This is a genomic window from Streptomyces sp. NPDC057617 (assembly GCF_042800555.1).
GTDB lineage: Bacteria > Actinomycetota > Actinomycetes > Streptomycetales > Streptomycetaceae > Streptomyces.
In genome coordinates, this window is sequence record NZ_JBHVGV010000009.1 from 99,618 (window position 1) to 111,444 (window position 11,827).

9 protein-coding genes are annotated in these 11,827 nt (G+C 67.5%); 6 read left to right on the forward strand and 3 right to left on the reverse strand.

Features of this window, described 5'->3' with window-relative positions; all coding sequences use genetic code 11:
• The first annotated feature begins 76 nt into the window (after nt 1-76).
• The 3 genes from oxc (at nt 77) to ACFU9P_RS22680 (ending at nt 3,794) form a co-directional block, all read left to right on the forward strand.
• Nucleotides 77-1,834 (forward strand): oxalyl-CoA decarboxylase, encoded by a 1,758-nt coding sequence (oxc, locus tag ACFU9P_RS22670; RefSeq protein ID WP_376372542.1) that lies wholly within the window; start codon nt 77-79, stop codon nt 1,832-1,834.
• Between the two features lie 72 nt (nt 1,835-1,906).
• Nucleotides 1,907-3,163, forward strand: coding sequence for a formyl-CoA transferase (gene frc / locus ACFU9P_RS22675; RefSeq protein WP_376372545.1), 1,257 nt, complete (start codon nt 1,907-1,909; stop codon nt 3,161-3,163).
• Between the two features lie 202 nt (nt 3,164-3,365).
• Nucleotides 3,366-3,794: a DUF2267 domain-containing protein gene (locus ACFU9P_RS22680; RefSeq protein ID WP_384083663.1), complete on the forward strand. Its 429-nt coding sequence runs from the start codon at nt 3,366-3,368 to the stop codon at nt 3,792-3,794.
• Nucleotides 3,795-3,812: 18 nt separating this feature from the next.
• Here the strand turns inward: ACFU9P_RS22680 and rfbA are convergent, their stop codons facing one another.
• On the reverse strand, nt 3,813-4,691 hold the full coding sequence (rfbA, locus tag ACFU9P_RS22685) for a glucose-1-phosphate thymidylyltransferase RfbA (protein ID WP_384083666.1): 879 nt from the start codon (nt 4,689-4,691) through the stop codon (nt 3,813-3,815).
• Nucleotides 4,692-4,858: 167 nt separating this feature from the next.
• Here rfbA and rfbB point away from each other — a divergent pair, with 167 nt between their 5' ends.
• Nucleotides 4,859-5,842: a dTDP-glucose 4,6-dehydratase gene (rfbB, locus tag ACFU9P_RS22690; protein ID WP_384083669.1), complete on the forward strand. Its 984-nt coding sequence runs from the start codon at nt 4,859-4,861 to the stop codon at nt 5,840-5,842.
• 106 nt (nt 5,843-5,948) lie between these two features.
• Here rfbB and ACFU9P_RS22695 read toward each other — a convergent pair whose 3' ends face one another.
• The gene (locus tag ACFU9P_RS22695; protein WP_376372557.1) at nt 5,949-6,392 is read right to left on the reverse strand and encodes a PAS domain S-box protein; all 444 of its coding nucleotides are present in this window, start codon (nt 6,390-6,392) and stop codon (nt 5,949-5,951) included.
• Nucleotides 6,393-6,550: 158 nt separating this feature from the next.
• Nucleotides 6,551-9,517, reverse strand: a complete 2,967-nt coding sequence (locus tag ACFU9P_RS22700; RefSeq protein WP_384083674.1) for a GH92 family glycosyl hydrolase — start codon at nt 9,515-9,517, stop codon at nt 6,551-6,553.
• Nucleotides 9,518-9,806: 289 nt separating this feature from the next.
• On the opposite strand from ACFU9P_RS22700, the gene ACFU9P_RS22705 reads away from it, so the two are divergent.
• Entirely contained in the window at nt 9,807-10,106 is a 300-nt protein-coding gene (locus tag ACFU9P_RS22705; RefSeq protein ID WP_376372562.1) for an antibiotic biosynthesis monooxygenase family protein, read from the forward strand.
• 324 nt (nt 10,107-10,430) lie between these two features.
• A complete protein-coding gene (locus tag ACFU9P_RS22710; RefSeq protein ID WP_384083677.1) occupies nt 10,431-11,660 on the forward strand; it encodes a hypothetical protein in 1,230 nt (409 codons plus the stop codon).
• Nucleotides 11,661-11,827: the final 167 nt, after the last annotated feature.

The window sequence follows — 11,827 nt, forward strand, 5'->3', positions numbered from 1 at the left end:
GGACGGCTGCGCGCACGGCACCGAAGGTGGGACAAGAAGCCGAACAGGCATGACTGCCCAAGGAGGACCTCGGACCATGACCGCCCCTTCTGCACTGGAGACCGCGGCTACCGTCGACGCTCCGGCCGAGCTCACCGACGGGTACCACCTGGTCGTCGACGCGCTGAAGATGAACGATGTCGACACCATCTACGGGGTGGTCGGCATCCCGATCACCGACCTGGCCCGCCTCGCGCAGGCGCAGGGCATTCGCTACATCGGCTTCCGTCACGAGAGCAACGCCGGACACGCGGCGGCGGCGGCCGGCTATCTCACGAAGCGGCCGGGGGTGGCACTGACGGTGTCGGCGCCGGGCTTCCTCAACGGCCTGGTCGCGCTGGCCAACGCCACCACGAACTGTTTCCCGATGGTGCAGATCTCCGGCTCCAGCGAGCGGCACCTCGTCGACCTCAAGCAGGGCGACTACGAGGAGATGGACCAGCTCGCCGCCGCGCAGCCGTTCGTCAAGGCCGCGTACCGGGTGAGCCGGGTCGAGGACATCGGCCGCGGTATCGCCCGCGCGCTGCGCACCGCGATCTCGGGCCGCCCCGGCGGTGTGTACCTCGACATCCCGGCCGCGGTGCTGGGCTCGATCATGGACAAGGAAGAGGGCGACAAGACGCTGAGCCGTCTGGTCGACCCGTCGCCGCGCCAGCTTCCCGCGCCCGAGGCGGTCGACCGCGCCATCGAGATCCTGGAGGGCGCTCAGCGCCCGCTGGTGGTGCTCGGCAAGGGCGCCGCGTACGCGCAGGCCGACGAGCGGATCCGCGAGTTCATCGAGTCCACGGGCATCCCGTACGTACCGATGTCGATGGCGAAGGGCCTGCTGCCCGACAACCACCCGCAGTCGGCCGCCACCGCCCGTTCGCTGGCGCTGAAGAAGGCCGATGTCGTGATGCTCATCGGCGCGCGGCTGAACTGGCTGCTGAACCACGGCGAGGCTCCGCAGTGGAACCCGGACGCCAAGTTCATCCAGGTGGACATCGAGCCGAAGGAGCTGGACAGCAACCAGCCCATCGCGGCCCCGCTCGTCGGGGACATCGAGTCGGTGCTCGAAGCGCTCGCCGAGCGGACCAAGCCCGGCCGGATCACGGCGCCCACCGCCTGGCGCGAGGAGCTGGCGGCGCGCTCGAAGCAGAACGTCGCCAAGATGGCGGAGCGTCTGAAGGCCGACCCGCACCCGATGCAGTTCATGGGCGCCCTGAAGGCGGTCCGTGACGTCATCCACGAGCACCCCGAGACGTACCTCGTCAACGAGGGCGCCAACGCGCTGGACATCGCGCGCAATGTGATCGACATGCATGTGCCGCGCCACCGCCTCGACAGTGGTACGTGGGGTGTCATGGGTATCGGCATGGGCTACGCGATCGCCGCCGCCGTCGAGAGCGGCGAGCCGGTCGTGGCCGTGGAGGGCGACAGCGCCTTCGGCTTCAGCGGGATGGAGCTGGAGACGATCTGCCGCTACAAGCTGCCCATCGTCACCGTCATCATGAACAACGGCGGTGTGTACCGCGGCGACGACATCAACCCCCTGGAGTCCGACGACGACCCGTCGCCGACGACCCTGATGCTCCAGGCGCGCCACGACCTGATGATCGAGGCGTTCGGCGGCAAGGGCTACCGCGCCACCACGCCCGCCGAGGTCACCGCGGCCCTCACCGAGGCGCTGGCCTCGGGCGGCCCGGCGCTCATCGACTGCGCGATCGACCCGTCGGCCGGCACCGAGAGCGGTCACATCGCGCACCTCAACCCGAAGGGCATCACCGTCGGCAACATCACGCCGGCGAAGAAGTGAGCGACCGGCTCACCGCGCTCCCCCGTACACCACACCCTCCGTACCGAGATCATTCACAAGAAGGAAGCCACCATGAGTGACAAGCCGCTCGCCGGAATCAAGGTGATCGACTTCACCGGGGTTCAGGCCGGTCCCGCCTGTACACAGATGCTCGCCTGGTTCGGCGCCGACGTCATCAAGGTCGAGCGCCCCCAGGGCGGCGACGTGACCCGCAACCAGCTCCGGGACATCCCCGACCTCGATGCCCTGTACTTCACCATGCTGAACAGCAACAAGCGTTCGCTGGCGATCAACACCAAGACCCCCGAGGGCAAGGAGGTCATGGAGAAGCTGATCCGCGAGTCGGACATGCTGGTCGAGAACTTCGCGCCGGGCGCCATGGACCGTATGGGCCTGAGCTGGGAGTACATCCACGAGCTGAACCCGCGGCTGATCTTCGGCTCGGTCAAGGGCTTCAACGACGACTCGTCGTGGTCCGACCTCAAGGTCTACGAGAACGTCGCGCAGGCGGCCGGCGGCGCCGCGTCCACCACCGGCTTCTGGGACGGCCCGCCGACCATCAGCGGCTCGGCCCTCGGCGACAGCAACACCGGTATGCACCTGATGATCGGTCTGCTGACCGCGATCATCCAGCGCAACGCGACCGGTCTGGGCCAGAAGGTATCGGTGTCCATGCAGGACGCCGTGCTCAACCTGACCCGCGTCAAGCTCCGTGACCAGCAGCGCCTGGAGAAGATCGGCTACCTGGAGGAGTACCCCCAGTACCCGCACGGTGAGTTCGGCGACGCGGTGCCGCGTGGCGGCAACGCGGGCGGCGGCGGCCAGCCGGGCTGGATCCTGAAGTGCAAGGGCTGGGAGACCGACCCCAACGCCTACATCTACTTCACGATCCAGGAGCAGAACTGGAAGCGCACCGCTGAGGCCATCGGCCACCCCGAGTGGGTCGAGGACCCGGACTACACGACCGCCCGGGCCCGTCAGCCGCGCATCATGGAGATCTTCGGCGAGATCGAGAAGTGGCTGGCCGACAAGACCAAGTACGAGGCGGTCGACATCCTGCGCGAGTGGGAGGTGCCCTGCGCCCCCGTGCTCAGCATGAAGGAGCTCGCCGAGGACCCCGACATGCGCAAGAGCGGCACGATCGTCGAGGTCGAGCAGAAGGACCGCGGCACGTACCTGACGGTGGGCAGCCCGGTGAAGTTCTCCGGCTTCAAGCCCGACATCAAGGGTGCGCCGCTGCTCGGCGAGCACACGGACGAGGTCCTGGCCGACCTGGGCTACGACGCGTACGCCATCGCCAAGCTGCACGAGGACAACGTCGTCGCCTGATCCGAGGCCGCTTGATCCGAGACAGCCTGATCTGAGGCCGTCCGATCCCGCAGGGTGCCCCGCGCGCGAGTTCCGCGCGCTGGGCACCCTTATGCGTGGTACGGCGGGTCCGCGCGGGGGCCCGATGAACCCGTTCGCCCGCCATGACTGGCACAGAGGACCGTTCGTGATCTTAAATTCGGACAGCCGAAAGGATCACGAGATGGTCGACACAGGATTCTCTTCGTTCGACACCATGGTGGACAAGGCGAACCACATCCTCAATGAGATCGAAAAGGCCTATGGATGGCCGAAGGACCGCAGAAAGCAGTCCTATGCCGCGCTGCGGGCGGTTCTGCACCAGCTACGGGACCGGTTGCCCGTCGACGAGAGCGCGCAGTTCGCCGCGCAGTTGCCCACTCTGCTGCGCGGTATCTACTACGACGGCTGGAAGCCCTCGGAAACACCGGTGAAGATGCACAAGGAGGAATTCCTGGAGCGGATCCGGCAGGATTTCCGTTATTCGGTGGAGGGCGGCACCGAGCAGTTGGTGCACACCGTACTGACCGTGCTCCAGCAGCACATCAGCGAGGGCGAGTGGAAAGACCTCAAGTCCCGTATGCCCGCCTCGCTCGCCGCTCTCCTTCCCTGACGCTCCAGGCCGGCCGCCTCAGGCCGGGGCCAGTTCGCGCGCGATCGCCATGACGTACTCGCCGTAGCGCGACTTGCCGAGCCGGACGCCGAGCCCGTAGCACTCGTCGCTGTCGATATAGCCCATGCGCAGGGCGACTTCCTCGACGCAGGCGATGCGTACGCCCTGCCGCTCCTCCAGTGTGCCCACGTACTGCCCGGCCTGGAGGAGCGAGTGGGGCGTGCCGGTGTCGAGCCAGGCGAAGCCCCGGCCGAGATTGACGAGGCGGGCGCTCCCCCGCTCCAGATACCAGCGGTTCACATCGGAGATCTCCAGTTCGCCGCGGTCGGAGGGCTTCAGATTCTTCGCCACGTCCACCACGGTGTTGTCGTAGAAGTAGAGCCCGGTGATCGCGGTGTTGGAGCGCGGCTTCTCCGGTTTCTCCTCGATGGAGACCAGCGTTCCGTCGGGGCCGGTCTCGCCCACGCCGTACCGTTCCGGATCCTGCACCGGATAGCCGAAAAGGACACAGCCGTCGACATCCCGGCTGTTCTCGGTGAGGACGGAGTAGAAGTTCTGGCCGTGGAAGATGTTGTCACCGAGGATGAGCGCGACCGGATCGTCACCGATGTGATCGGCGCCGATGACAAAGGCCTCGGGCAGCCCATTGGGCCTGGCCTGTGTTTCGTACCCGATCCGCAGTCCCAACTGGGAGCCGTCACCCAGAAGCCGGCGGAACTGCGGAAGATCCTCCGGGGTGGAAATGATCAGGATGTCCCTGATACCGGTCAGCATGAGAACACTGAGCGGGTAATAGATCATGGGCTTGTCGCCCACGGGGAGCAACTGCTTGGAGACGGCCAGGGTCAGCGGCTGGAGCCGGGTACCGGATCCGCCCGCCAGTATGATCCCCTTCATCAGGTCACTCCCGTTCGTCGATTCCGGTGAAGCCGCGCGCCCACAACTGAGCCATGCCGTATTGGAGCCTCTCTCGACACCGGCTCGAACAGCCCGCGGCGGCATGGCGGGAGCCATCTCAAGCGGCCGTCCAGCTCCGTGCGAGGGCGCGTTCATAGCCTCCGGCCATGACCAGAGTTCTCGTCACGGGCGGAGCGGGTTTTATCGGCTCCCATTACGTGCGTACGCTGCTGGGCCCCGGCGGTCCTGGCGATATCACCGTCACCGCCCTGGACGCCCTGACGTACGCGGGAAATCCGGCCAACCTCGCCCCGGTCGACGGCCATCCCGCGCTGGAATTCGTCCACGGGGACATCTGTGATGTGGAGCTGGTCGACGCGCTGATGGCCGGACACGACCAAGTGGTGCATTTCGCGGCCGAATCCCATGTCGACCGGTCCATCCGCGATGCGTCCGGTTTTGTGCGGACCAATGTGGTGGGGACACAGAATCTGCTCGACGCGGCGCTGCGCCATGAGGTCGGGCCTTTTCTGTATGTCTCCACGGACGAGGTCTACGGATCCATCGAGAGCGGTTCCTGGACCGAGGACTCGCCGCTGCGGCCGAACAGTCCGTACGCGGCCTCCAAGGCGGCCGGGGACATGCTCGCCCTGGCCCAGCACCGGACCCATGGCCTGGATGTACGGGTCACCAGGTGCTCCAACAACTACGGCCCGTACCAGTTCCCGGAGAAGCTGATCCCCCTGTTCGTCACCCGGCTGCTGGACGGCGGGGAGGCGCCGCTGTACGGGGACGGCGGCAACGTCAGGGACTGGCTCCATGTGACGGACCATGTCCGCGCGGTCGAGCTGGTCAGGACGCGGGGCCGGGCGGGTGAGGCGTACAACATCGGCGGCGGCACACCGCTGCCCAACCGGGATCTGGTGGATCTGATCGTGCGCGCCTGCGACGCCGATTGGGGGCAGGTACGGTACGTCGAGGACCGCAGGGGCCATGACCGGCGCTACTGCGTGGACCACACCCGCATCACCGGGGAACTCGGCTACCGACCGACCGTGGACCTCGCCACAGGTCTCGCCGGGACGGTCGCCTGGTACCGGGCCAACCGGTCCTGGTGGGAACCGCTGACGGCCGCCGCCGCACTGCTCTGACCGTGGCTTCGCGCGCCGTCGCGCGCCCCTGCCGTCCCGCGCCCCTGGGGACGGCAGCGCTTCCGTGGCGGTGCACGGAACGCGGTCAGAATTCAGGCCTGAGGACTCAGGACGCGGCGCGGTCCTGGGTGGCTTCCATCAGACGCTTGCGCGTCTCCCGCTCCTGGGCCCGGCGCGCGGTGACATCACGGATGACGGCCGCGACATACCCCGGACCGCCCTCGGGTCCGTCCAGCAGCATCACACTGAACTCGATCGAGATCGTCCCGCCGGACGCGGTCAGCGCGGGTACGTTCAGCAGGTCGTTGTCGCCGTACTTGGTGACTCCCTCGGCCATGGCCACCTGGAAGCCGTCCCAGTGCCGCTTCCGGTGCTTCTCCGGGATGATCACATCCAGGCTGCGGCCGTCGACCTCGGCGGCGGTGAATCCGAAGATGCGCTCCGCGCCGCGGTTCCAGTAGCGGATCAGTCCTTCGCCGTCGATGATCACCATGCCATCGGGTGCCTGGGCCGCCATCCCCAATATCACGTCGGGGTTCAAGTCTCCCATGTCGCCTCCACATCGAAGCAGTCGGTCGCTGTCACCCTACAGACGGCCGGTACGGAGATCCCGGGGCGGGGCGGGCGGCCGATCCTCCGGACCGGAAGAGACCCAGTGGCCGAGTGGTTCGGCCACTGGGCCTCTTCCGACTCAGAAGTGCCTCTGGCTCAGGGGCGCAGCGCGATGTCGAAGATGTGCATCACACCGCGGTCGGTGCCCTGCGGCAGCACCACGGACTTCACTCGCTTCGCCGGGTCGAGCGCCTGCGGCGCCGTACCGAACACCAGGGTCCGTACGGTGTCGGAGCTGCCGTTCACATTGTTCCGGCCCGCCGTGGCCACCACCGGCACATTGCCGAACTGGTAGTTCGTGCCCGGGGTCCAGTCCGTGAACTGCACCGGCACATCCTGGGTGGTGCCGTCGGTGTACTCGACGACCGCCGTGCCCTGCGAGGGCCCGTTGGTGGCGAGACCGAGGAAGGAGATCCCGCTCGCCGCGACGCCCTTGCCCTCGGCGTCCGCCAGGGAGACGCGCTGGCCGTGCGGAACCCAGTTGTCGGGCTCGCCCGGCTCGGTGTCCGGCCAGGTGAAGGTCACGCCCGTGTCGGTCAGCGGCAGCTTCGCGCCCGGAGCGGCTCCCGCCGCTGCGAGCTTCTCACGCGAGAGCGAGTTGTCGCTGAGGTCGAGCGAGCCGAGCTTGCCCTGGCCGTCCGGGGTGATCCCGATGCCGTTGCGGCTGTCGCCGCCCTCGGTGTACGACGGCGGGACGTCGGCGGCGCCGGTGCCCCACGTACCGGGAGCGCTGTCCATGGTGTACGCGATCTTCCCGCCGTGCCGGGCGAAGTCCTCGTCCACCCAGGACCTCGTGGTCTTCTTGCCGTTGAGCTTCATCTCGTTGATGTACGGCTTGCCGGCCGTGACATCCGGGGCATTGATGGTGATCTTCCGGTCGGCGTCGGCGCTGTCGACGGTGACGCGCTCGAACATCGGCGCGCTCAGCACCAGATTGGCCGTGCCGTAGACCGACGGGTACATCCCCATGTTGGCCCACACGTACCACGAACTGAGCGAGCCCAGGTCGTCGTTGCCCGGCAGCCCCGAGGGCGTCGTGTCGTACATCTCGGTGACCGCGCGGCGCAGCACGTCGCCGGTCCGGTCGGGCTGGCCCAGCCAGTTGTAGATGAACGGCATGGAGAAGCTGGGCTGGTTGCTCAGATACGCGCCGGTCGTGTTGTACACGCCCGCGTCCAGGGCGGCGGTGTGCTGGTCGAGGTCCTTGATGACGGTGTCGGCGCCGCCGCGCTTCTCGATCAGTGTGCCGATGTTCTGCGGCACCATCCAGCCGTACTGGTAGCCGGTCGCCTGCTCGAACTGGTCGCCGCGCTCACCGAGGTTGAAGCCGCGGTCGAAGCCGTTGCGCTCGCGGGGCCGTATCTGCCGGGTGGTGGGGTCGAAGAGGTTCTGCCAGCTCTGCGCGCGCGTCATGAACCGCTCGCGGGTGTCGCTGTCGCCGAGCCGGCCGGCGAGCTGCGCGATCGCGAAGTCGTCGATCGCGTACTCCAGCGTCTTGGAGGTGGCCGAGTCGCCCTTGCGGTTCTCGATGAAGCCGGTGCTGAAGTACTGCTGCGCGTACCGGCGCAGGGTGGTGTCCGCGGGCAGCGACTGCGTCGTCTTCATGGACGCGAGGGCGGCCTCACGGTCGTAGTGCGTACTGCCGAAGGCGTCGATGGAGGAGAGGATCACCTGGAGCGAGTCGCCGCTCATCTTCTGCTGCGACTGGTTCAGATGCGGCCAGTTGGGCCACTTCCCGCTCTGCTGGACCATGTCCACGATGGACTGGTTGATGTCGTCGCCGACCTTCGGGAAGAGCAGCGCGACAAGCTGCGACTGCCCGCGGTACGTGTCCCAGCCCGCGTAGGTGACGTAGTGGTGCCGGCCGCGCTCGACGGTGCGGACCGTGCCGTCATGGCCGGCGTACTGGCCGTTCACGTCGTCGGCGACGTTCGGGTGCAGCAGCGAGTGGTAGAGCGCGGTGTAGAACTTCACGCGCTCCGCCTCCGTACCGCCCTTCACGTCGACGGTGTCCAGCGCGTCCTTCCAGAGCCGCGCGGCCCGGGACCGTACTCCCTGGAAGGAGTGGTCGGCCTCCGAGGCCGCGTTCTCGGCGGCGTTCTCGACGCTGACATAGCTCAGACCGGTCTTCGCGGTTACCTCCGCGCCCTTGTCGAAGACGAGATAGGCGCCGGCGCCGTGCTTGACCGCGCCGCCGCGGGCGGTGGGGGCGCCGGGGGTGACCGTACCGCCCTGCCAGGTGCCGTACGACGTGAAGGGGCGGTCGAAGGTGGCCGAGAAGTAGGCGCGGTAGCGGCCGCCCTCCTCGCACACCGAGGCGGTCTCCACCCAGCCGCTGACGGTGCGGCCCTCGACGGTGACCTCGCTGTCGAAGACGCGGTTGTTGGAACCGGCCACGTCCAGGATCAGGGTCGAACTGTCGCTGCCGGCGGGGAAGTCGTACCGATTGACGGCCGTACGGGTCGTCGCGGTCAGCTCCGTACCGACGCCGTTGGCGAGATCCACCGAGTAGTAGCCGGGCTCGGCGGACTCTGCGCTGTGGTCGAAGTCCAGGTAGTACGGGGTGATTCCGGCGGCCGGACTCGTCGGGAGCGCGCCGCCCGCGAGGGCCCCGGTGTACGGCAGGACGGGGAAGTCGAAGGCACTGAACCGGCCTTCGCAGCCCGTGCCGGAGAGCCGGGTCATGCCGAAGCCACGGATCTTGTCGGCGGTGTACTCGTACCCGCCCTTCTGGTCGCCGTCGCTCGACCGGTACGTGGTCGGGCTCGACTGGACCATGCCGAACGGCACGGTGGCGCCGGGCCAGGTGTTGCCGTAGGCGCTGTTGCCCTTGTTCTGGGTGCCGTCCAGCTCCGTGCCGATGAACTGGTCGACGGCGTCGAACGCGCTGATGCTTGAGCTGCTCTTCTCGTCCGGGACGGTGGTGGCGGAGGAGGAGGGGGACAGTCCGGCGACCAGCGCACCGGCCGTCAGACCGGCCACCACGGCCGCGCGGACGCGTCTCCGTCCCGACAGCGGTGCCGGGGGCCGCGCCTGGCCCACGGCGACCATGGAATCCAGCATGGGGTGGTCCTCTCGACTCTTGCCGGACGGCACACCCGCCCCGACAACGATGTCGCGCGCTCTTCTGCCACGCGCGTCCCCACTCTGGTCGGCACAGTTTTCACAAAAACGTCAGCTACCGAAAAGTTCGGCCAATAGGGCGTCTCCCAGCCATCGCTTTGTCGTGATAGAGGGTTGTGTCCACGGAGCCGCGGCCCGGAGCCGCGGCCCGGGGCCGCGGACGGAACGAGTCCGGGCGAGGCTCATATTCAGCCAGGACAAGCCCCGGTACCTGTGTCAGGATCGTCCCATGGTTACCGAAATCGCGATCATTGATGTCAAACCCGGCGAGGAGGCCGCCTTCGCGTCCGCATACCGGGACACGGGTCACGACCTGCTCGCCACCACACCGGGGTGTGTCAGCGCGACGATGCACCAGAGCAGTGAGACACCGACGCGGTTCGTCGGTGTGAACGAGTGGGAGTCGAAGGAGGCTCACCTCGACAACTTCCGTGGCACCGACCGGTACGCGAGGTACGGGTCGGCCCTGCGCCCCTATCTGGCCGGGGCCCCGCTCGTCGAGCACTTCGACGACATCATGCACTGCTGAACCAACTCCGGGTTTTTGCCGGGCGATTGAGAGCGGTAGAGGGAATAGTCCTTGGACCTGCCGGTAGCCCCGTCGGGGCCCGAGTGTTTCCGGCCAGGCGGATGACCTCGGTGCGTGCGGCGACGGGGGACCGGAGGAACGGGCGGCCGTGGTCCGTGCGGTGCTGGGACTCCGTCCCGTACGCGGCCCCGGGCGGAGGCCGTCCGTACCGATTCCTCCGTGAACTTCGTCTGTAATCAGTCCTTGTCGCCCCGTACCCGTATCACTACTTTCTGTCCCCTCAGAGTGCGACCTCACGCCCATGAGGTCGATGAGGGGGGACAGATGAAAAAGGCAATTCGCCGTGCCATCGCCCTGGTCGGGGCCATGGCCGTCCTGCCGCTCATGGCGGTCTCCGCGCAGGCGGAGCCACCGGGGCCGCTCTCGGTCGAGGCGGTCGCGGCCATGACGCCGGAGGAGCAGGCCCAGGTTCTCGAACCGCTGAGGCTGGCGGCGGACGCCGTGGCCCAGGTGGGACAGGGGGCCAGAACGGACATCTACACACAGGTCGAAATGGCCTCCGACTACCGCTCGGTCAATGTCTATCTGACCGATGTGCGCCAGGGCCGGAACTTCGTGGCCGCGGTGCGCAAGACCAATCCCGAGGTGGACACGCGCCTGATCAACGTGGTCCAGGGCAAGAAGTCCCGACAGCAGCTCAGGAAGGAGATCACCGGGATCGTCGACCGCAAGGGCCTGCCCTTCAAGGTCACTCTGGCGGGCAGTTCGGTCGACGGCGGTGTCATCGAACTGGCCGTGGACGATCCGAAGGCGGCGGAACGGTACTTCGCATCGCCGGCCGTCGCGCAGCAGAGCGCGGCCACCGGCGCCAGCGAGGTCCGCGTCAAGCAGGCACCGAACTCGACGCCGCTGTCCCGCTGGAACGACACCACACCGTTCTACGCGGGCGCCGCGCTCGGCCCCGCGTACGGCAGCCAGTCGAACTGCACCAGCGGGATTCCCGCCGTCAGCACCTGGGACGGCCGCCAGTGGCTGGTCACGGCCGGCCACTGCTACAACGTCGGTGACTACGTCTATGCCGCCGGCGGCAACTACATCGGCCAGGTCATGTACAAGCGGCCCGACCTCGACGCGGCCTTCATCGAGGCCCCGACCTACCGCTCCACCTGGGACGGCGTCGACGCGACGGGCTATTCCCGCTATCTGAACGGTGTACGCAATGTCGCGGTCGGCGACTTCACCTGCCAGCTCGGGTACAACTCGAAGGTCGTCTGCAACATCCGTACGGTGTACGCGGGCAATGTCACCTGGAATGTCAACGGCACCACGGTCTGGGGCAGTTACGGCGTCCCGCACAACGGCGGCATTGTCGCCCGCGGCGGTGACAGCGGCGGCCCCGTGATCTACATCAACGACCCCAACTCCCGTCAGCTCAACGGCATAATCAGCGTCGGCTACGGCTGCACCCCCACCAAGGAGTGCAGTACGGGCCTGGGCTGGGTCGACGTGTGGTCCATCTTCAACGGCTTCGCCATCAAGCTGAATCCGTCCTGAACCCCGTCCTGAACGCCGTCCTGAACCGACTGAACCCGTCCTGAACCACGGGTCGGTGGTGGGGGCGGGAGAAAGAGGAGGGGGAAAAGCCGTGAGGGGTTCGGCCCACACTCACCCAACCAAACCCCCCAGTGGGGGGTTTTGTGTGGCGCCATAGACGAAGAAGG